Source organism: Neisseria basseii, assembly GCF_962707005.1.
GTDB classification, from domain to species: domain Bacteria; phylum Pseudomonadota; class Gammaproteobacteria; order Burkholderiales; family Neisseriaceae; genus Neisseria; species Neisseria bergeri.
In genome coordinates this window covers 1-22,395 of the sequence record NZ_CAUIXH010000010.1, presented here as the reverse complement: position 1 = coordinate 22,395, position 22,395 = coordinate 1, and the positions used below count along the sequence as shown (strand labels likewise).

Below are 22,395 nucleotides of genomic sequence, written 5' to 3'. Positions count from 1 at the left end.
CGTCCGAACCCTGTGTTCAGACGGCATCGTATTTTTCAGTATCTAAACCGTTTCTCTACCCCAATCCTTACCCCTCAAAATCGAGGCATCGACATCTTGAATATCGCGGTGTCCCGTAAACGCCATAGATATATCCATTTCTTTATACAGGATTTCCAGCGCACGGGTTACGCCTTCTTCACCATACGCACCCAAACCATACAGAAACGCCCGGCCTATCATCGTGCCTTTCGCACCCAAAGCCCACGCCTTCAAAACATCCTGACCGCTGCGGATGCCGCTGTCCATCCAAACTTCGATGTCGCTGCCCACTGCGCTGACGATGTCGGGCAATGCCTTGATGGCGGACACGGTATCGTCGAGCTGGCGGCCGCCGTGATTGGAAACGACCAATGCGTCCGCGCCGCTTTTCGCCGCCCTTTCTGCGTCTTCAGGCTCCATAATGCCTTTGATAATCAGCTTGCCGCCCCACAAATCTTTAATCCGCGCCACATCGTCCCAGCTTAAGCGCGGGTCGAACTGTTCCGCCGTCCACGAAGAAAGTGAAGACAAATCGCCGACGTTCTTCGCGTGTCCGACGATATTGCGGAAGGTGCGGCGTTCCGTGTTCAGCATTTTCATGCACCATTCGGGCTTGGTCGCCAGATTGATTAAATTGGCGATGGTCGGTTTCGGCGGCGCGGATAGGCCGTTTTTGATGTCTTTGTGGCGTTGACCCAAAACCTGCAAGTCGGCGGTCAATACCAATGCCGAACATTTGGCATCCTTCGCGCGCTTAATCAGGTTTTCCATAAACTCGCGGTCGCGCATCACATAAAGCTGAAACCAAAACGGCGCGCTAGTGTTCTCGGCAACGTCTTCAATCGAGCAGATGGACATGGTCGAGAGCGTAAACGGAATGCCGAACTTCTCCGCCGCCCGCGCCGCCAAAATTTCACCGTCGGCGTGTGCCATACCGGTAAAACCCGTCGGCGCAATCGCCACCGGCATTTTCACATCCTGCCCGATCATTTTGGTCTCCAGGCTTCGGCCTTCCATATTGACCAATACCTTTTGTCGGAAGCGGATATCTTTGAAATCCGAAGTATTTTCCCGATAAGTCGTTTCCGTCCACGAACCCGAATCGATGTAATCGTAAAACATACGCGGCATCTTGCGTTTAGCAACGCGGCGCAAGTCTTCGATGCAGGTCATTTTGCTCAAATCACGTTTCATCTTGTTTTTTCCCTGTTTGACAGCCTGATGGAATATGCCGTCTGAAACCGCTTGAGCCTTCAGACGGCATTTCAGGCAATACCCAAATAAACCACTAAGATTTAGATAATCTATATCAATATCGAAAATAAATCAAATCGTTTTGAAACCGCTTACCGGCAAAACGCCCCGACCTCCGCTCCTCAAAAAACATAACCGACTGATTCAAAAAAAACAAAACAAATAAAGCAAAATCAGACTATACCGCCATTTAAACAAACAATCGGCAACAGCTCCCCCATACTTGACTAAAACACTCAGATATTGGACAATTCCGCCCACTATAAAAAAGCCGACACGGGCAACCACCACCATGAGACTGACCACCAAAGGGCGTTTTGCCGTTACCGCTATGCTGGATTTGGCGATGAACGCGCAAACCGGCGCCGTCAAACTCAGTGCCATCAGCGAACGCCAAAACATATCCCTCTCCTATCTCGAGCAATTGTTCGGCAAACTCCGCCGCGCCGGACTGGTTGAAAGTCTGCGCGGACCCGGCGGCGGTTACATCCTCGCCGCACCGGCGGCACGCATCAACATCGCCCAAATCATCGCCGCCGCCGAAGACCGGCTGGACGCGACTCAATGCGGCAGCAAAGCCAACTGCCACCACGGCGCGCCCTGCCTGACGCACGATCTTTGGGAGAATTTAAACAAAACCATCAACGACTATCTCGGCAGCGTTACCCTGCAAAGTATCATCGAACAGAAAAACAACGGCGACGGCAGCCGCGTCGTCCAATTTACACACATCCATTAAATAACACCCGAAAAAGAAAGAGCAAACCATGACCGTCAAAACCCCCGTTTACCTCGACTACGCCGCCACTACCCCCGTTGACAAACGCGTTGCCGAAAAAATGATTCCCTATCTGACCGAAACCTTCGGCAACCCCGCCTCCAACAGCCACGCATTCGGCTGGACAGCGGAAGAAGCCGTCGAAAAAGCCCGCGCCGACATTGCCGCCCTGATTAATGCCGACCCCAAAGAAATCGTCTTCACCAGCGGCGCGACCGAGTCCGACAACCTCGCCATCAAAGGTGCGGCAAACTTCTACAAAACCAAAGGCAAACACCTCATCACCGTCAAAACCGAACACAAAGCCGTTTTAGATACAATGCGCGAACTCGAACGCCAAGGTTTCGAAGTAACCTACCTTGGCGTGCAGGAAAACGGTTTGATTGATTTGGAAGAACTCAAAGCCGCCATCCGCGACGACACCATCCTGATTTCCGTAATGTGGGTGAACAACGAAATCGGTGTGGTGCAAGACATTCCCGCCATCGGCGAAATCTGCCGCGAACGCAAAATCGTCTTCCACGTCGATGCCGCCCAAGCCTGCGGCAAAGTGCCTGTCGATGTCGAAGCTGCCAAAATCGACCTGCTCTCGATGTCCGCGCACAAAGTGTACGGCCCCAAAGGCATCGGCGCGCTGTACGTCCGCCGCAAACCCCGCGTCCGCCTCGAAGCCCAAATGCACGGCGGCGGCCACGAACGCGGCTTCCGCAGCGGCACCCTGCCGACCCACCAAATCGTCGGTATGGGCGAAGCCTTCCGCATCGCCAAAGAAGAACTCGAACAAGATATGGCGCACTACCGCAAACTGCGCGACATCTTCCTCAAAGGCATCGAAGGCATCGAAGAAGTCTATATCAACGGCGACCTCGAACACCGCGCCCCGAACAACCTGAACGTCAGCTTCAACTTCGTCGAAGGCGAAAGCCTGATTATGGCGGTAAAAGAACTCGCCGTATCCAGCGGCTCCGCCTGCACCTCCGCCTCGCTCGAACCCAGCTACGTCCTGCGCGCGCTCGGTCGCAACGACGAACTGGCGCACTCATCCCTGCGTATCACCTTCGGCCGCATGACCACCGAAGAAGAAGTGCAATTCGCCGCCGAACTGATTAAATCCAAAATCGGCAAACTGCGCGAACTGTCGCCGCTTTGGGAAATGTTTAAAGACGGGATTGATTTGAACTCGATCGAATGGGCGGCGCATTGATAATCTAAATAGGCTATCTGAAAAAGGGGAAGGATTTTGTTTCAGATAGCCAAAAAACTATTCTTATTAATTTTATTTCTAACTCCTAAAGGGATATAAAAATGGCGTATCGTTGTGACACTGATCTGGAATTTTTGGCAGAGATTAAATCAGAAGATTTAAATGACCTTGTATATTGCCTAACTCATGATAAAGATGGTGAGAAAAGATTTACAGAAGAATTAAGTGAGAGTAGCGCATATAAAGAATACTATCCAGACCACCATCAGTATTGGAAATTGATAGCAGCAGAAATTCAATGTTTTGGTGCAAATACTTTTGCTACATTATTAAGAGGAGGAGAAGGAATACTTTACAAGGAAGTATTAACTGATGTATGTGATAAATTAAAAGTTAATTATAACAATAGCTCATCAGTTGAAAAGATAGAAACACATCTATTAATGAAAATTCTAGAGGATTCAATAGAAAAATTAAGTCATTCTGAATTGCAAGACTTGGCAAGAAATTTAGGACTTAAAAACTTTTCAGGAATTACACCAGAAGCACTAGTGGGTATATTTCAAGCAGTATTTAGAGCAGGTGGGTTTAAATCATACCAGCTGACCTTAATCATTGTTAATTATATTATGAAGGCTATTTTAGGAAGAGGGCTAAGTTTAGCAGGTAACGCAGCTTTAACAAGAACAATGTCTGTTTTAGCTGGCCCGATTGGTTGGACTATTACAGGATTATGGACTGCGATTGATATAGCAGGTCCTGCTTACCGTGTAACAATTCCTGCTGTAATTCATGTTGCGGTACTTCGCCAAAAATATTTGTATGATGAGAAAGCAAGAGATGTTTCTTTTGGATAATTATAGTAATCGCAGGTTGGGTTAAAAACCCAACAAAACTATCAATCCACTCGAAGTGTTGGGTTTAACAAACCAACCTGCCTAATATATTAAAAACAACAAAGGTCGTCTGAAACCTCACGAAGACCTTTTCAGACGACCCCAATGCCACAACCTTCAAATTAAGGATGCAACCCATGAACGAACAAGAACTCGACCTCGACAATCTTGACAACCTGCTTGAAGATTTTGACGGCGTTACCGTAGAGGGCGGCGTCGATTCGGAAAATGACGACGGCTGCGAAGGCGGCGCGTGCAAAATCTAACTCAGGCCGTCTGAAAACCGGCAAACAAACCACTGAAACCATCAAAAAACATTAAGGAAACCACATCATGGCATACAGCGATAAAGTAATCGACCACTACGAAAATCCCCGCAACGTCGGTACTTTCGACAAAAACGACGAGTCCGTCGGCACCGGCATGGTCGGCGCGCCCGCCTGCGGCGACGTGATGCGCCTGCAAATCAAAGTGAACGATGAAGGTATCATCGAAGATGCGAAATTCAAAACTTACGGCTGTGGTTCCGCCATCGCTTCGTCCAGCCTGATTACCGAGTGGGTCAAAGGCAAAAGCTTGGATGACGCGCTGGCAATCAAAAACAGCGAAATCGCCGAAGAACTGGAATTACCGCCGGTAAAAATCCACTGCTCCATCTTGGCTGAAGATGCGGTAAAAGCGGCCGTTGCCGACTACCGCAAACGTCAGGAAAACAGATAAAGCCCTTCAGACGGCATCGTCCCGCAATGCCGTCTGAACCGCCCGCCGCTTCGGGTTCGTCCCGGGTCGGTACAACAAGGAAAAAATATGATTACCCTTACCGAGAATGCCGCAAAACACATCAATGACTATCTCGCCAAACGCGGCAAAGGCTTGGGCGTACGCTTGGGTGTGAAAACCAGCGGCTGCTCGGGTATGGCGTACAACCTTGAATTTGTCGATAAAGCCGACGGCGACGACCTGATTTTCGAAGGACACGGCGCGCGCATTTATATCGATCCGAAAAGCTTGGTTTATTTAGACGGTACGCAAGTCGATTACACCAAAGAAGGTTTGCAGGAAGGTTTCAAATTTGAAAACCCCAATGTCAAAGACTCCTGCGGCTGCGGCGAGAGCTTCCACGTTTAAGGCATAAAAACGGCGGGACAGTATCAAAACCGTCCCGCCATTTTTTCGCTTCCTGCCTGTTGTAGCTGCCTTTGCCTTTCCTTTTCCGTTCCACCTTGTGCCAGAACAAATCGGATTTCACTAAGGCTTTTAAAGCATTGTCGCGTATTTTGCCTTTATTGTGCTGCACTTTGCCGCCCATATTCAGTCCTTTCGTTTAAGAAGCCGCAGATTATAAGGCAAAAACAGTTTTCTGCCAAAATCTTACATTTATCATCCTACTATGTCCCAATATTTCACCCTCTTCCGGATTGAACCCGCTTTCGATATCGACACCGAAAACTTGGAACAAACCTACCGCGCCTTGGCCGCCCGTTTCCATCCCGATAAATTCGCTTCAGCTTCCGCCTTTGAGCAAAAGCAGGCAGTGATGATGTCTTCCACCATCAACGATGCCTACCGCACCTTGAAAAATCCCATCGACCGCGCCGCCTACCTGCTGAAAACATCGGGTATCGATGCCGACGCGCCGGAGCATACCTCTTTCGCCCCCGAATTCCTTATGCAGCAAATGGAATGGCGCGAAACGCTGATGGAGGCACGGGCAGGCAACGACCTTGAATCCTTGAAAAATCTCGATAACGAAATCCGCGCCGAACAAGAAAAACTGCTCTGCGGCCTGAAACAGTCATTTGCCCGCAACGACTACGACACCGCCGCACAACAAGTCCGCCAAGGCAGGTTTCTCGACAAACTCCGCAACGAAATTTCCTCGGCATTATAATCCGCACCGTGTTTCAGACGGCATAACCGCTTCATACGCCATGCCGTCTGAACATACCAGCTACCTGTCCACAACAGACAAAAGCCGTGGAGGGACATCCAAAAAATAACATTTTTGCGGGAGGCAATGCCGAACCTCCGCCTGCGTCCGTTTTTTAATGACGTGCGCCGGCGTTTCGGCATTGCCCCCATTCTATCCTTCGAAACATTACCAATCAGATAAGTCAGGTAATTTTATACCTTTCCCATTCATTGCATTCAATTCGTACATTATAACACTCCACAAATTAGGACAATCATCACCGAAATTAAAACATATCCATTCATTTCGTGTTGAGAGTGATTTTTTTGTTCCCTCAAATTTGGTAAAAGATTTGTAAAAGAAATAAAATCTAATTCACTATCTTGCATATAATACACAATCAACCAAAACCATTCCGATTTGCTTAATTCATAAAATGCTTTGTAAAATTCGGATTTATCAAAATATGGGTTTAATTGTATATAGCTTTTGATAGTACGAGAAACTGTTATTGTATCTGTTGGCATATTTGCCTCATACAATTTAATTTCATATTCTCCTTTTCCAACTAAAAAAATCAAAAATTTCGTCCTGTGCAATAGCTTTTTGCAGTTTTTCTGTATTATTCATAATGTTTTTGTTATTATTACATCTGTTACTCTAATAGGGTCTACTACCGGCAGAAAAGCCTTCTTCGGACGGTATGCCAAAATCGGCATCAGCTTCGGCAAAGACCGTCCCGAAAGCACACATACCTGCACATCAAACTTTTTCAATCCGCCCGTTTTTCCTCCTCGCATTCCCATCCGAAAAGATACCGTCTTCACCCACCTGTTCCTCCAAATCGAAAAACGCCAATACGTCCCACCAATCACCGTCATCGGCACGATACGCCATCTTCCCCTCCGTCCCGTTTTCCTATGGAAAGGATTATGCCCCAATGCCGTCTGAAATGCCGCCTGTACAAATTTGTGGAAGCCGGACGCTTCCCGCCGCATTTTGCCCGTGCCTTTCAGACGGCATATCCGGCCGCCGCACCGTTCCGCGTCAAAATATGCTAAAATAAGCAACAATTTTTGCCATACGAAACATTGAAACCATGACCGACGCAACCATCCGCCACGACCACAAATTCGCCCTCGAAACCCTGCCCGTCAGCCTTGAAGACGAGATGCGAAAAAGCTATCTCGACTACGCCATGAGCGTGATTGTCGGGCGCGCGCTGCCGGACGTGCGCGACGGTCTCAAACCCGTACACCGCCGCGTGCTTTACGCCATGCACGAGCTGAAAAACAACTGGAACGCCGCCTACAAAAAATCGGCGCGCATCGTCGGCGATGTCATCGGTAAATACCATCCGCACGGCGATTCTGCGGTTTACGACACCATCGTGCGCATGGCGCAAGATTTTTCGATGCGTTATGTACTGATCGACGGTCAGGGCAACTTCGGCTCGGTTGACGGCGACGGCGCAGCAGCGATGCGTTATACCGAAATCCGCATGGCGAAAATCGCCCACGAAATGCTGGCGGACATCGAAGAAGAAACCGTCAATTTCGGCCCGAACTACGACGGCAGCGAACACGAGCCGCTGGTGTTGCCGACCCGCTTCCCCGCGCTGTTGGTCAACGGCTCGTCCGGTATCGCCGTCGGTATGGCGACCAACATCCCGCCGCACAACCTCACCGACACCATCAACGCCTGTCTGCGTCTTTTGGACGAACCCGAAACCGAAATCGACGAATTGATCAACATCCTGCAAGCCCCCGATTTCCCGACTGGGGCAACCATCTACGGCTTGAGCGGGGTGCGCGAAGGCTATAAAACAGGCCGCGGTCGCGTTGTTATGCGCGGTAAGACCCATATCGAACCCATAGGCAAAAACGGCGAACGCGAAGCCATCATCATCGACGAAATCCCGTATCAGGTGAACAAAGCCAAGCTGGTGGAAAAAATCGGCGAGCTGGTGCGCGAAAAAACCTTGGAAGGCGTATCCGACCTGCGCGACGAATCCGACAAATCCGGTATGCGCGTCGTCATCGAATTGAAACGCAACGAAAACGCCGAAGTCGTTTTAAACCAACTCTACAAACTCACCCAGCTTCAAGACAGCTTCGGCATCAACATGGTTGCCTTGGTGGACGGTCAGCCGCGCCTGTTGAATCTGAAACAGATTTTGGCGGAATTCCTGCGCCACCGTCGCGAAGTCGTTACCCGCCGCACCCTGTTCCGCCTGAAAAAAGCGCGTCATGAAGGCCATATCGCCGAAGGTAAAGCCGTCGCCCTGTCCAATATCGACGAGATGATTCGGTTGATTAAAGAATCCGTCGACGCGCCCGAAGCCAAAGAAAAACTGTTGTCCCGCGCATGGCGCAGCGGCTTGGTGGAAGACATGTTGAGCCGTACCGACCTCGACCTGCGCATGGCGCGTCCCGAAGGTTTGCCCGCCAATCTCGGCTTGCAGGAACAAGGCTATTATCTGAGCGAAATCCAGGCCGACGCCATCCTGCGCATGAGCCTGCGCAACCTGACCGGCCTCGACCAAGAAGAAATCGTCGGCGACTACAAAAACATTATGGCAAAAATCATCGACTATTTGGACATTTTGGCGAAACCGGAACGCATTACCCAAATCATCCGCGAAGAATTGGAAGAAACCAAAACCAATTTCGGCGACGAACGCCGCAGCGAAATCAACCCGTTCGGCGGCGACATTGCCGATGAAGACCTGATTCCGCAACGCGAAATGGTCGTTACCCTGACACATGGTGGCTATATCAAAATCCAGCCGACCACCGACTATCAGGCGCAGCGTCGCGGCGGACGCGGCAAACAGGCTGCCGCCACCAAAGACGAAGACTTTATCGAAACCCTGTTTGTTGCCAACACGCATGATTATTTGATGTGCTTTACCAATTTGGGCAAGTGCCACTGGATTAAGGTTTACAAGCTGCCCGAAGGCGGACGCAACAGCCGCGGCCGTCCGATAAACAACGTCATCCAGTTGGAAGAAGGCGAAAAAGTCAGCGCGATTTTGGCAGTACGCGAGTTTCCCGAAGACCAATACGTCTTCTTCGCCACCGCGCAGGGAATGGTGAAAAAAGTCCAACTTTCCGCCTTTAAAAACGTCCGCGCCCAAGGCATCAAAGCCATCGCGCTCAAAGAAGGCGACTACCTCGTCGGCGCCGCGCAAACAGGCGGTGCGGACGACATCATGCTGTTCTCCAACTTGGGCAAAGCCATACGCTTCAACGAATACTGGGAAAAATCCGACAACGGCGAAGCGGAAGATGCCGACATCGAAACTTTAGACGGCATCGAAGACGAAACCGCCGACAGCGAAAACGCCCTGCCGAGCGGCAAACACGGTGTTCGCCCGTCCGGCCGCGGCAGCGGCGGTTTGCGCGGTATGCGCCTGCCTGCCGACGGCAAAATCGTCAGCCTGATTACCTTCGCTCCTGAAACCGAAGAAAGCGATTTGCAAGTTTTAACCGCCACCGCCAACGGATACGGAAAACGCACCCCGATTGCCGATTACAGTCGTAAAAACAAAGGCGGGCAAGGCAATATTGCCATTAACACCGGCGAGCGCAACGGCGATTTGGTCGCCGCAACCTTGGTCGGCGAAACCGACGATTTGATGCTGATTACCAGCGGCGGCGTGCTTATCCGCACCAAAGTCGAACAAATCCGCGAAACCGGCCGCGCCGCAGCAGGCGTGAAACTGATTAACTTGGATGAAGGCGAAACCTTGGTATCGCTGGAACGTGTTGCCGAAGACGAATCCGAACTCTCCGACGCTTCTGTAATTTCCAATGTAACCGAACCGGAAGCCGAGAACTGAAAATCATCTCCCGATGCCGTCTGAAGATTCAGACGGCATTTATTTTTCCCTCATCCGTCATCCAGCTTCTCACAATATAGCGGATTAACAAAAATCAGGACAAGGCGACGAAGCCGCAGACAATACGGATAGTACGGAAACGATCCACTTGGTGCTTCAGCACCTTAGAGAATCGTTCTCTTTGAGCTAAGGCGAGGCAACGCCGTACTAGTTTTTGTTAATCCACTATAAAATTTGAAAACAGCTTCCCGACTTTAACTTATCAAAAGCATATTGCATCCTTTTTAAAGATTATAGAAAACAATATATTAATAAAAAATGGATGGTCAAATCCGTTAAAAGCAGCTACGGCGTACACGACATTTATGCCAACCGGCAGCCTTTGGGCAAAGACAATATGAACGTCAACTTTGCCGTCAATAATATCGACAACAAAAAATACCGTTCACACAGCCAACGCTTCCCCGACGGTGTGGCACGCGTACCGTTCTACGAACGTGGCAGAGAGTTTGTCTTCGGCCTGAACTACCGTTTCTGACCTGCCGTTTTAAAGCAATGCCGTCTGAAAACCTTTTCAGACGGCATTTTTTATGGAATTGCCCTGCTCAACAACACGGAATGGACACCAGATTTCCTGCTCCAATACAGATGTTTTATCGGCTTTTTTACTTCAGGAATCGGAATGTCCAAAACCAGCCGAAGGGTTCTCCGTGGAACACCAATACTGAAAGATGGTTTGAGAATATTTCGGCATAGGATTGCATATGTTTCAACACACAGGACGACACATAAAGCGTCGCCCTATGTATTGTCCTGATTTGAAAGGGGTTACCCCCTCCCAAATAAAGTCTGATTCTACCGCTCTAAAGGGCGGGGTTTCAACCGAAAAGGAAATACGATGAAACACATCCAGCATCTTGCCCGAATTGGAAAAAAGCCAATAAACCAAATCTTCCCGTCCTTCAAAGCGGAACTCAGCCATCAGGGAAATTCCGATAAAGCAGGCCGATCCTTTTGTCCCATACAAACCTATGCCGTCTGAAGACCCTTTCAGACGGCATAAGTTGAAAATGCGGCACACCCAAATAAAAAGGGCGGCAAATCGCCGCCCTTCCCTTCAGATTCTCCGCCTATCCCAAACAGCAGACAGGCGAAAAAAGCTCTTACCACTGATAGCCGACAGATGCGGAAGCACCGAAATGGCCGCGCGAATTGCCGGAAGCCGTGCCTTTGATGATCCAGTTGCCGCCGTCGGAAATGCTTGAGTAGCCGATGGCATAACCGGCTTCGCCGCGATAAGTGCCGCCGCCGATCGCCATCATACTCTTGCCGGGCAAATACGCCTGAACCAAACCTGCGGTTGCAATCGCTTGGGCGATGCCCGCACGCGCGTTGCCGTCCACATTGTCGATGCGGTTGTTCAAGTTTTGCGCCACGCCTTTAAGTTGTGCAACGTTTGTAACATCCCCCTCTTTAACGCCCGGGGCGACATTGGTAATGCGAACGGGTTTGTTGTCCTTCTTACTGCCAACATTCAATGCGTCCCCATCCACGCTCAAAGTCGGCGCATCCGCCCCCGCACCGAGCGAAACGCTGGAAAACTGCGGTGCCATCGAAGTGGCAATCTCGATATTTTTACCGTTGCGGGTAATCTCGATGTTGTTGCCGGCATCAATGTTGACGGTTTCATCCATCTTTACCTTGCTCGGCGAAACATTACCGCTGATGACTTTGCCCGAAGAACCTGCAACCGCTTTGGAATCCAAATTCCAACCGCTGTTTTGCAGCTGATCGACGTTGACGGCATCGTCCGGTTTCTGACCCCAGGCAACATTGGTAATGACCGTGCCGCCGATGCCTTTGTCCAAACCGTTGTCTTTCAGGTATTTGTCTTTTGCTTCAACCCGTGCGACTTCTGCTGCGGCTTTTTGAGCGGCTTCGATAACAGCTTGAGGCTGACCTTTCAGCTCTTTGGCAATCTTGTCGGCAGCATCTTTGGCATATTGGTCCTGCTGCTTGGACAATGCGTCTTTCTGATCGGCAGTCAGCGCGGCATCGTCGGAACGTTTCGCAAGCGGCGTATAACGGTCGCCCTTGTTCTCAGGATCCATGCTGGCAGACTGGCGGACTTTCGCCGGATCGACTTTAGGCTGGGTCTTGTCGGCAGTACCGTCGGCTTTGCTGAGATACCAGTTGCCGTCTGCATCTTTAACCACTTTATTGCCGTTTTCATCGACAGCGGAAATCTGGCTTATCGGCAACTCGGCATCTACTCTGATGTAGGTGTTGGTTACGGTCTTACCGTCTTTGTCGACTTCCTCAACCGTTGCCGCTTTAACGACGGTATTGTTGCCGTTGGCAAAGTGTACATTGTCGTCAGGATTCACTTTTTCCGGCTTGCCCGCATCCAGCGCGTATTTGCTGTCGCCGAATGCCGCATCCGCTTTGGCTTTTTCTGCCAATCCGACGTTCCAGCCGGATTTGTTGATTGCATTGGCGACCGTGTTGCCGGTTACAAAGCCCGAGCCGCCATTGTCTGCCGATTTAATATCCGCAGCGGGAATTTCCGTCTTCGTCTTCGGTTTCCCGTTTTCATCGCGCTCATAGTATTTGCCGTCGATGATGACCGCATCGACTTTCGAGCCGTCGTTTTTGGTTATCTCGACTTTGTTGGTAACCTTGCCTTCTTTGGCAGACACGGTAATCACGCGTGTGCCGTCGGCGGCGGTGCTTCCGCGCACCTCGATACCGTTGTCGCCTTTGAAGTCCACTTTGTCGGCGTTCTTCACAACATCGGTATAACCGTTGCCGTCTTTGGTCGATACCACCCAGCCCATATTTTGCAAATCGCCTACGGTTGCGGCGGCGTTTTTGTTGACCGGAGCGGCATTTGCACCTGCCAAATCGATCAGTTTTTCCGTTTTCGACTCTGCCGGCGTACCGTCCGCCTTTTTATCGCCGTTCGGTTTGGTGCTGACTTCGCTTGTATTCAACACCGATGCCACGCCGACAAGTTGGGCCGGTTTGCCGTCTGAAGAGATTTTCAGTGCCGTTGCCGGTTCTTTTCCTGTTTCGTTGTTGCCTGCGTTTACGGCTTTTTCCGTCGTCAGGCTGACCGGTTTTTTGCCGTCTTCATCTTTACCGATTTTCACAGTTGCAAACTCAACGTCGTCTTTGGTCGCATAGGTCACTTTACCGCCCGCATCCTGTTTCACGGTCAGGTTTTTACCCGCAACCATTTCAACGGTTTTTCCCGGGTTGATGACTTCGTCGCCTGTCGATGCGGCATCTTTCTTGCCCTCGGCAGTGGCGGAAGTCTTCAGCGTAAAGCCGGACTCGTTAATGGCTTTTGCCACATTCTGCGCCGTCACGCCTTTATTTTGCTCCTTCGCCAAATCGGCTTCCGCCTTTACCAATGCGGTTTTTTTCGTCTCATCCGTCGGGTTCGCGTCTGCATCGGCTTTTGCCGCCTTCACGGCATCTTCCAATGTCTTCAAATCGGGCGCACTGATTTTACCGTTTGACGCGGTCAAATCCGCCGTATCCACATCCACCTTCACCCGGCTTTCCGCGCCGTCGGTTTCGATGCTGACCGTCGTACCTTTGCCGTTTACAAAATTCACAGTGTCATACGCCCTGACAAAATCAACCGCGCTTCCGTTGCCCTTCAAGTTCCAGCCGCTGTTTAACACGTCGCCCACGGTGGCGGCGTTGTTCGCATTCACATTGCCGTCCGCCGTGCCGATTGTCGGGGCGGATTGCGATTTGCTTGCCGGTTTGCCGGTCGGATTGTCGGCATCCGCCGTGTTGCGGGTTTCGGGAAGGTTTGATTTGACATTCGACAAGGTGGTCGGAGATGTCGTGCCTTTCGCGCCGTTGACCGAAACGATTACGTCGTCTGCCGGCACTTCGTCTCCCGTACCGTCGGCATTCGGATAAAACTTGGTTTCCGTCGTGCCGTCATTTTTAGTTACGGTTTTCGGATAGACTTTTGTTCCGTCTTTCTTGGTATATTCCACCGGTTTGACCGAATTGTTCGTCGCAAGCTGGTGATCCACGCCCACCGTAATGGTGCGGACATTGTCCTTCGTTTCACCGGAAACGATAACGCCCGACGCGCCCACGAATTTCACTTCATTCGCATTCCGCACCTGATCGTGATATTCCTTTGATTCGCCTGTGTTTTTGGCAGAAAGTACCCAGCCCATACCGCGCAAGTCGCCCACGGTGGCGGCGGTATTGTCGCCGACCGCCGGAGTGCCTGTAGTCGGTTTGCTTAAATCAACCAAGCCTGTTTTTGGCGTATCTTTGTTGCCAACTTGCGGATAAGTCGCTAAACCGCTAGTTACGCCTGTAATACTCACCGGTTGAGCCGCACCACCTGCCGCAGCGGGTTGTTTGCTTAAGTCCAAACCGTTTGCAGTCGGCGCGATATTGACGGTGTTGCCGCCTTTTTTCAGCGTTACGCCTTCAAATTCTGGTTTTTCGACGGTGGCAAACGTGAAGTTTTTACCGTCACGTTTGACGCGCAGGTTTTTGCCTGCCGTCAGCGTCAACGCATCGCCCGCGCCCATCGCCTCACCATTGTCGCCGGTGGTTTTACCCGTATCGCTGACAGTGGCGGTTTGGTCGTTGTCCGCCTTCGCATACCATTTCGCGCTGTTGACGGCATTGGCGACGCTTTCCACCGTGGCGAGCTTGCCTCCATCGCCGGTTTTGGCTTTAAGCTGCCCTTTTTTCTTGCCGTCTGCATCCGCCGACAGTGTTTCCGTTTCGCCCGTTACGGCTGTAACTTTACCGTCGTCGCCCACTTTAATGGTCGTGTCGTCGGCTTTGACATCGTATTTCACGCTGACGGTATCGGGATTGCCGTCCTTACCTTGCGTAACTTCCACATTGGCAACCGTGCCGTTGCCGTTTTCGTAATTGACGGCATCGCCCGGGTTGATTAATTGGGTTTTGTTTGCGTCGGTTGCCGCCTTGCCGTCGATTTTGGTCGCATTGGTTTTCCATCCTGACTGATTGATGGCGTTTGCCACATCGCCGGTTTTTGCCACTTTGTCCCCTGCTTTAGGGTCGGTGTCTGCCTGCCCTTTTGTGCCGACGACAACCTTGCCGCCCGCCGTCGTAATGCTGCCGGCTTCGTTTTTGGCGGTAATGGTAACGACTGCGCGTTTGCCGCCGTCTTCTGCGGAAACGGTAACATCTGTCGTCGCCTCATTGCCGCTGACGAAGTCCACGGTGTCGTAGGTGCGGACGAAATCGACGTTTTCGACCTTGCCGCCCGCCTGTTTCGCGCCCCGGATGTTCCAGCCGGCATTTAACACATCTTGAACGCTGGCGGCGCGGTGATAGGCGGCAGCATCAATGTTGCCGGTAATGTTCGTGGTCGGGCTGCCCGCCAAGGTGTCGGTCAGGGTCGGCTTGATACCGTTCAGATAGACCGGTGCTTTGTTGTTTATCGAGCCATCGGCGGCGGTTTCCGTACCGGCGAGGGTCAGACCGTTTGCACCGCTTGCGATATTGACTTTCGCCCTATCTTTGCCGATGCTCAGCGTGTTTTCCACATTGGCGGTTTCAACTGTAATGTCCTTCGCCAAGGCAAAGGTAATGTTGCCGCCGTCGCGTTTGACACGCAGGTTTTTGCCCGCTTTCAGGTTCAACGTGTCGCCCGCCTTGACTGCCGTGCCTTTATCGTTTTCGGTCGGCGTGTCCACACTATCGTCCGTGTTTTCCACTTTGGCAATCCACGCCGCGCTGTTGATTGCATCCGCAACGTTTTTCACTGTGGCAATCTCGGAAGCCGCGCGGGTTTCTGCCTCCGCCTGTGTTTCCGTCGTGCCGTCTGCCTTGGTTTTTGGGGTAACAGTTACCTTGCCGCCATTTGCTGCGGCAATCGCGCCTGTATTGACTTTTACGCCGTCTTTGCCGACCGTAAGCGTTTTATCGGCGGCTTTCACGGCAATGCCGTCCGTCGTGGTCTCGATGCCGTCTGAAGTCTTGACCTTCACGCCGTTTGCGCCAACTTCCAAAGATTTGTCGGCAGCTTTGACGCTGTATTTCACGGTCGAGGTCTGCTTGTCGTCAGACACGCTGACAGACACGTCCGTGCCGTCGCCTTGTGCGAAGTTTACGGTGTCGTAGGCTTTGACAAAGTCTTTTGCCGTACCTTTTTCTTGGATGTTCCAGCCGCTGTTCAACACGTCGCCTACGGTTGCCGCATTGGTTTCGGTAAGTGCGGTCGGTTTGGCTGCCGAAGTTGTCGGCGCGTCCGTACCGGTTTTCGCGCCGTCAAGGTTGCCCGCCACGTGGGTAATCGCATTGCCGCCGTTGTTCAAGCCGTTTTCGGTCAAGCTGACGGTAGGCGAAGTTTTGCCGTTCGGCGTGATGACTATGCCGTCTGAACTGATTTTTGTCGTCGGTTTGCCGTTGGCTTTGAACTCAGCGGAGGTCAGGTTAATTAATTCCGGATTCAAGCTGTAAGTTACTTTACCGTTAGCTTCTTGTTTCACGGTTAAGTTTTTACCCGCGACCATTTCAACGGTTTTGCCCGGTTTGATGACTTCGCTGCCTGCCGATGCGGTATCTTTCTTACCCTCGTCAGCGGAAGTTTTCAGCGTAAAGCCGGAATTGTTAATCATATCCGCAACGTTTTTAGCCGTGGCAACGCCTTTATCGTCTAAAGCGTTATTTAATGCAGTTTCGGCAGCTTTTACTTTATTCTCAGCCGCTTCTTTTTGCTCAGGTGTCGCTGCAGCAGCCAACTCGTCTTTTGCAGTTTTTAATGCGTCTTGAAGTTTGGAATCAGTTGAGGGCGCAATCACAGAACCGTCGGTGCTTGAAACCAGCTTGGCAGTTTTAACATCGGGCACTTCCACATCAACGGTAATGGTGCGTACGCCGTTCTCGGTTTTACCCGATACTTTGGCTGCGTTTTTGCCGACGAATTTCACTTCGTCCGCATTTCTCACAACATCATTGTATGACTTATTTTCCGCACCGGTCGCTTTATCTGATGAGACTTTCCAGCCCATATTTGCCAAATCGCGTACAGTCGCCGCAGCATTTAGTACGTTATTGTCTAATGTTGTTTGACCGTGAGCCGTACCCAAATTAACCAATTTTGGTTGTTGGGCGGCATCTGTCGCCGTACCGGCAGGAATTGTCGGCACTGCGTTCGTATTCAATACGGAACCTACGCCTGTAATTTGGGTCGGTTTGCCGTCTGAAGATACATTTAATGCTGTTGTCGGTTTATTTGCCGGATCGTTATTGGATACATCGGTTGCTTTATCTGTTGTCAAGTTAACCGGTTTTTTGCCGTCTTTGTCTTCGCCGACTTTGACAGATTTAAATTCAACATTATCTTTTGTCGAGAATGTGAATTTACTTCCATCTTGAGCAATCTTGATGTTTTTGTCCGCCTCAAAAGTTACCGTATCGTCTGCTTTGATTTCTTGTTCTTTAATAGTCCCGCCATTTTCACCATCATTGGTTTTTGCAGCTGTCGCCTTCCACGCCGCTGCTTTAATGGCATCTGCCACGTTGTCTACGGTAGCGATTTTGCCTTTATCGGCATCGGCTACAGTTGGTACAGATGAAGCAGTGATGTTGCCAGTATTAACTTTTAAGCCGTTGGCATCGGTTGTAAGAGTTTTGTCGGCGGCTTTTACTTTAACGCCATCATTTGTTACTTCTAAAGACTTATCGGCTGCTTTTACCTTGATTTTATTGGTCGCAGCATCTTTGTCCAATCCGTCGCCAAGGTTTACGCTGTATTTGATTTTACTGGTTTTATTGTCTGTATTTTCAACAGATACACTTGTACCGTCGCCGTCGATAAAGTTAACGGTATCATAGGCGGCAACAAAATCTTTTGCCGTGCCTTTTTCTTGCAAGTTCCAGCCTGCATTTAATACATCGCCTACAGTTGCGGCGTTGTTTGGATTAATGTATTTATCACCATCTTTATCCGTTGTATTTGGTGCTGCCGCATTGGTCGTTGGTGCTTGAGTATTTGCTTTCGCGCCGTCAAGGTTGCCGGCTACATTGGTAATCGCATTGCCGCCGTTGTTTAAACCGTTTTCGGTCAATGAAACGGGTTGCTTACCTACAGTTGCCGAAGTAATGGTTATGCCTGCATTGGTGAGTTTGGTGGTCGGCGCATTTTTGCCTGTGCCTTTAAACTCTGCCGATGTCAGCCCGCTTAAAATCGGATTGAGCGAGTAGGTAAAGTCCGTACCTGCCTGTTTGATTATCAGGTTGTCGCCCGCTTTAAAGGTTACGCTGCCGCCCGCGCTGATTTTTTCGGTGGTTTTGGTATGACCGGACGTTGCGAAGCTGCCGCCGTCGGTATCGGACGTAATGCTCCACGCGGCATTGTTGACGGCATTTGCCACCGCATCAACTGTTGCCAGTTTGCCTTTATCTGCTTTAACAGGACGCACTTGACCCGCTTTTTCATCAGTACCTTTGTTAGTATCTGTAACCGTTTCGGTCGAGCCTGTAACCGCCTTCACTTTGCCGTCTGTGCCGACAGTGATTGTTTCATCATCAGTATCAACCGCAACTTTGCTGCCATTAGCCGCATCAATTTTGAGGCCTTTACCCGTATTAACTTTAATGCCGTCTGAACCAACAGTCACACCATCGCCCGCTTTGGCTTTGATTTTGTTGTCGTCGGTTTTTTCTAAACCATCACCAAGGTTTACACTGTATTTGATTGTGCTGGTTTTATTGTCTGTATTTTCAACAGATACAGTTGTGCCGTCGCCGTCAACAAATGAGACTTTATCACCCGGTTGAACGAGATCTTTATCGGCTGTACCTTGTTGTAGTGTCCAACCGCTTGCGTTGATAGAATCCGCCACGTTTTGTACGGTGGCAATTTGGTTTGCTCCGGCGTCAACGAAGGCTTTCTTCGCAGTATTAAAGGCCTCTTTTTTCTTGTTTAAATCGCTATTTGCCACATCATAAGCATCTTTTGCCGTATTGCGTACTGTCTCGGCTTTATTTTTTTCTTGTTCTAACACAGACACTTGGGTTTGACGCTCTGTCAATGTTGCCTGTTGGTAAGCCAATTTTTGTTCGCGTTGATCCACAACAAACTGAGAGCCCCCTACCTTCTCTTTGGCTTGATTCAGTTCACTTTGTTTTTGAGTGTCATTTGGGTTTCTTTGTACCTCATTCTCTGCTCTTGTAAGTGCGGCTTTGTCTGTTGCTAATATGTCTTGTGCTGCCTGTAACTCTTGCTTTGTTGTTACAATATCGGCTTGTATTGCTTCAACTGCTTCTTTTCCTTTGGTTAAGGCAGTATCCGCTGCCAAATACGCTGATTCTGTTTGTTGATACGCATCGTTTTTCTCACGCCATGTTGTTTGGCTAGCAACCAATGCCGTTTCAGCAGCATTCATCGCTGCTGAAACCGTTGCATTGTTTGCTTTGGTGGTGTTGTTTGGCGTATTCATCGTACCATCAGGATTTGCCGTCACTTCCCCCGTGGTAACTTTCAAACCTACAGAGTTAACCGACAAGGTGCTGTTCACTTCTTTTACATCAAATGTAACATTTGCACCTGCCGGTTGTTTTTTAATCTCCGCAGCAGCCACTTTTTGTGCACCGGCTTTCAACTCACCCTTGTCGTTAAAATCGCTTGCCTTATAGAAATCACTCCCAATTTTGACCAGCTTATTGCCCTTTGTGTCTTCTGCTTGATTAATTTCAGCAATATTAACCGCTGTGCCCAAGCCATCTAGGAAGTTCACACGGTCATTGCTACCAATGTTAGACATGCGGAATTTATTATTGCCGCCCACTTGCCAACCGTTAGTAATGGTTTGAGAAAGTGAACGGGTGATCGCATTTAACTGCGAACCATTGACCGCATCGGTGGAATCTTCCGCCACACGACCTGCCGCCACGTTTTTCAACTGGCGTTCCGCACCCGGTGTACCAAAGGAAACCACATCCCCTTCAGACGTGTTAATACCACCCGCCCATCTGAAGGTGTATTTTGCCTTCGCTGAACCGGTTTCAACCACGTTGCCGTCTTCATCGTAAGAAATATCTGTTTGACGTGTACCTTTGCTCACCTTATCAGCCACGGCACCCGTACCAATCGCTACCGAATTTTGCATGCCGGCGTGCGCACCCGTACCCAATGCCATTGAACCAAGTGCATCTGCCCGTGCACCCGTACCAATCGCTACGCCCATCGCTCCTTTAGAAAGAGAGTGGATCCCCATCGAGATAGAGGCATGACCATTTTTGTTGTCTGGGATGCTGTAATCTAAGGGGAGGGTATTCAGGTAATAGCCAGTGATTTCGCGGTACGCATCGGAAAGCTTTTTCCCCATCACCGTTTCGGTTTGCACTAATTTGACAGTACGAGTAACAGTTTTACCATTGATTACTTCCGTAATTTTGCCATCGTATAGTTCAGGTGTGCCATCCTTGTTCATTTTTTCTCTGCTATAGCTTACAACTTGATCCGCAGCCGTGCTAATATCCGACCCGCCAATCATAATAGATGAGTGCCCTTGTGCAATGGTGCCCAAGCCCATCGCAATCGCACCCTGTTCACCTTTAGCCTTCGCCCCTTGACCGATGGCAATGTCGGACACTTTTTCCGATACTGCACCTTGACCGACTGCAACAGAAGAGGTTGCCGCCTTAGAACTATCACCAACAGCCACAGCAGATTCTTCAGCCTTTGCCTGATAACCTGCGGCCACCGCAGATTCTTTTGCCTTCGCTGCCGTACCTGCCGCTACTGCATACTTACCATTAGCAAAAGCTCCCATACCAATTGCTACCGCTGCTTCTGCATTAGCTTGAACTTGTGAACCTGCACCAATGGCTGTTGCACCAAATGCACCTTTACGTATTAAAGCATTCGTACCAAGTGCCGTTCCCAATGGTGTGCTTGAGTGAGCTTGAGCCCCTAATACTACTGAACCATCTTGTGCATAAGTTGCCTTATATGCTGTATCTAACCTGGTACCAACAAGATCATTATAAGTATCACTAATTGTTTTATCAGATATTTTTGCATCTTGATTGTGATCTATTGTTTCTCTAACATCAAAATTTTCTTTGGTTGATTTGTAATATTTTTTATTTGCAAATTGAGTAATGTCATTTCCACCTAAAGCAACAGCGCCATGACCTGCAATAGTTTGGGCGCCTATTGCCACAGATTGGTCTCCTATAGCACGTGCATTACGGCCTAAGGCTGTTGCTTCATTAATATCCACATTTGTGTATCCATTAGCACCTCCCGCTATTAGTTTATAATCCGCAACATTTTTAACACCAAACGCTTTTTTCAGCACTTCATCATTGTTATCAACATCGGTCGCATTCTCCGCAGGCATATTATTGTTCTTAGCATCTAACTTTCTAAATCCTGCTCCAGCACCGGCCCCTACTGCAACAGAAGAGTTTAAAGAAATATTAGTTTTATTTACCCCGGTATAAGCACCAGTACCAATAGCTACACCGCCTGAATCATTACCATTGAGATTTTTCACAGCCTGGTTACTTCCCGACACAGCACCAACACCAATGGCAATACTATAACCTTTACCTAGATTTCGAGTTTCAGCTTCTGAACCCAAAACAATATCATAGTCTTTACTTGCTTTACTTTGTCGACCAAACGCTATTGATGTAGTTCCAATGGCATCACTTCCATAGCCTATGGCATAACTATCGTGACCTGTAGCTTTCGATCCCATTCCCAATGCCAACGATGTAGCACCATTTGCTTGTGAGTTTGCACCAATAGCTACAGCATTATTATATTGTTGAGCACTAGCACCCCTACCGATAGCTACAGCAAAATTTTTATCTGCTTTCGCTAGATAACCTAATGCTATATTGCTTTCTCCACTGGCTTTTGAGTCGCTACCTAAGGCTATACTACTGTTCTTTCCATCGGCTGTTGAGTTTCTACCTATTGCTAATGCTCCATCGTTTCCACTTGCCTTGGAATCTTTACCAATAGCAATAGAGTCGCTACCTGTTGCAGCAGCCGTCGTCCCTTTTGTTGAATTAATCTGAATCAACCCACTTGCAGCAGTCTCAGCAGCCGCATAAGCCGCACTACCGCTTAATAGCGACAATGCGATGGCTGAAGATTTAATAAGGTTCGCTGAAGAGCCGGACGCACTTTTTTTGGCACTCGATGAGCTTTGTTTTTTGTGTGCTTTGGTTAATTCGGATACTGCCACCCAAGATTGGGTTGCCCGGTTGTAAATGACACGGAAGATTTTGTTCATTGATTCTCTCTGCTTGCAATACACCGCCCGCGCTTTTGACGTTTCCGGCCGCCGGACGGCAAACGGCCATACACAATTATTGACAGTCCCATTGTATTGTAATAACCCAGTTAGGAGAATCGCTCTAATTGTCAACATTCCCTTATGATTAAAGGGATTACACTTTCTTACGCAAATGCGGGGGGGGGGGGGGGGGGGTTTTTGC

Annotated in this window: 15 protein-coding genes and 2 pseudogenes; 10 read left to right on the top strand and 7 right to left on the bottom strand. The window is 49.7% G+C overall.

The features are described 5' to 3' along the window. Positions 1 to 42: 42 nt before the first annotated feature. Positions 43 to 1,215, bottom strand: a complete 1,173-nt coding sequence (locus tag Q9I99_RS06570) for an alpha-hydroxy acid oxidase (RefSeq protein WP_301666785.1) — start codon at positions 1,213 to 1,215, stop codon at positions 43 to 45. Positions 1,216 to 1,567: 352 nt separating this feature from the next. Here Q9I99_RS06570 and iscR point away from each other — a divergent pair, with 352 nt between their 5' ends. The 6 genes from iscR to iscA all read left to right on the top strand — a co-directional run bounded on the left by iscR (position 1,568) and on the right by iscA (position 5,281). Next, entirely contained in the window at positions 1,568 to 2,014 is a 447-nt protein-coding gene (gene iscR / locus Q9I99_RS06565; protein WP_002213178.1) for a Fe-S cluster assembly transcriptional regulator IscR, read from the top strand. A 28-nt stretch (positions 2,015 to 2,042) separates the two neighbouring features. Then, complete coding sequence (locus Q9I99_RS06560; protein ID WP_301666784.1) at positions 2,043 to 3,257, top strand: IscS subfamily cysteine desulfurase; 1,215 nt, start codon at positions 2,043 to 2,045, stop codon at positions 3,255 to 3,257. Positions 3,258 to 3,358: 101 nt separating this feature from the next. Beyond that, a complete protein-coding gene (locus Q9I99_RS06555) occupies positions 3,359 to 4,114 on the top strand; it encodes a YaaW family protein (protein ID WP_003707718.1) in 756 nt (251 codons plus the stop codon). Positions 4,115 to 4,290: 176 nt separating this feature from the next. After that, positions 4,291 to 4,419 carry a hypothetical protein gene (locus Q9I99_RS06550; protein WP_003712319.1) on the top strand — a complete coding sequence of 43 codons (129 nt, stop codon included), beginning with the start codon at positions 4,291 to 4,293 and terminating at the stop codon, positions 4,417 to 4,419. 67 nt (positions 4,420 to 4,486) lie between these two features. Further along, complete coding sequence (iscU, locus tag Q9I99_RS06545; protein WP_002213175.1) at positions 4,487 to 4,873, top strand: Fe-S cluster assembly scaffold IscU; 387 nt, start codon at positions 4,487 to 4,489, stop codon at positions 4,871 to 4,873. Positions 4,874 to 4,960: 87 nt separating this feature from the next. Continuing rightward, positions 4,961 to 5,281, top strand: coding sequence for an iron-sulfur cluster assembly protein IscA (iscA, locus tag Q9I99_RS06540; RefSeq protein WP_301666783.1), 321 nt, complete (start codon positions 4,961 to 4,963; stop codon positions 5,279 to 5,281). Here iscA and Q9I99_RS06535 read toward each other — a convergent pair. After that, the gene (locus Q9I99_RS06535) at positions 5,241 to 5,462 is read right to left on the bottom strand and encodes an alternative ribosome-rescue factor A (protein ID WP_301666782.1); all 222 of its coding nucleotides are present in this window, start codon (positions 5,460 to 5,462) and stop codon (positions 5,241 to 5,243) included. The two genes, iscA and Q9I99_RS06535, sit on opposite strands and share 41 nt — an antisense overlap. 81 nt (positions 5,463 to 5,543) lie before the next feature. Here Q9I99_RS06535 and hscB point away from each other — a divergent pair, with 81 nt between their 5' ends. Further along, entirely contained in the window at positions 5,544 to 6,044 is a 501-nt protein-coding gene (hscB, locus tag Q9I99_RS06530) for a Fe-S protein assembly co-chaperone HscB (RefSeq protein ID WP_301666781.1), read from the top strand. Positions 6,045 to 6,313: 269 nt separating this feature from the next. Here the strand turns inward: hscB and Q9I99_RS06525 are convergent, their stop codons facing one another. After that, positions 6,314 to 6,646, bottom strand: coding sequence for a hypothetical protein (locus Q9I99_RS06525; protein ID WP_301666780.1), 333 nt, complete (start codon positions 6,644 to 6,646; stop codon positions 6,314 to 6,316). Positions 6,647 to 6,827: 181 nt separating this feature from the next. Then, entirely contained in the window at positions 6,828 to 6,962 is a 135-nt protein-coding gene (locus Q9I99_RS06520) for a hypothetical protein (RefSeq protein WP_275068400.1), read from the bottom strand. A gap of 35 nt (positions 6,963 to 6,997) precedes the next feature. Here Q9I99_RS06520 and Q9I99_RS06515 point away from each other — a divergent pair, with 35 nt between their 5' ends. The 3 genes and pseudogenes from Q9I99_RS06515 to Q9I99_RS06505 all read left to right on the top strand — a co-directional run. Then, a complete protein-coding gene (locus Q9I99_RS06515; RefSeq protein WP_301666779.1) occupies positions 6,998 to 7,126 on the top strand; it encodes a hypothetical protein in 129 nt (42 codons plus the stop codon). A gap of 38 nt (positions 7,127 to 7,164) precedes the next feature. Next, complete coding sequence (gene gyrA, locus Q9I99_RS06510; RefSeq protein ID WP_301666778.1) at positions 7,165 to 9,909, top strand: DNA gyrase subunit A; 2,745 nt, start codon at positions 7,165 to 7,167, stop codon at positions 9,907 to 9,909. A gap of 337 nt (positions 9,910 to 10,246) precedes the next feature. Then, a pseudogene (locus Q9I99_RS06505) lies at positions 10,247 to 10,447 on the top strand (hypothetical protein); the annotation flags it as partial. Positions 10,448 to 10,678: 231 nt separating this feature from the next. Here Q9I99_RS06505 and Q9I99_RS06500 read toward each other — a convergent pair. From Q9I99_RS06500 to Q9I99_RS06490, 3 genes and pseudogenes are all read right to left on the bottom strand, one after another. Then, positions 10,679 to 10,891: a hypothetical protein gene (locus Q9I99_RS06500; RefSeq protein WP_301666776.1), complete on the bottom strand. Its 213-nt coding sequence runs from the start codon at positions 10,889 to 10,891 to the stop codon at positions 10,679 to 10,681. A gap of 181 nt (positions 10,892 to 11,072) precedes the next feature. Continuing rightward, a complete protein-coding gene (locus tag Q9I99_RS06495) occupies positions 11,073 to 12,020 on the bottom strand; it encodes a YadA family autotransporter adhesin (RefSeq protein ID WP_301666828.1) in 948 nt (315 codons plus the stop codon). Between the two features lie 387 nt (positions 12,021 to 12,407). Next, a pseudogene (locus tag Q9I99_RS06490) lies at positions 12,408 to 22,190 on the bottom strand (ESPR-type extended signal peptide-containing protein); the annotation flags it as partial. Positions 22,191 to 22,395 lie beyond the last annotated feature (205 nt).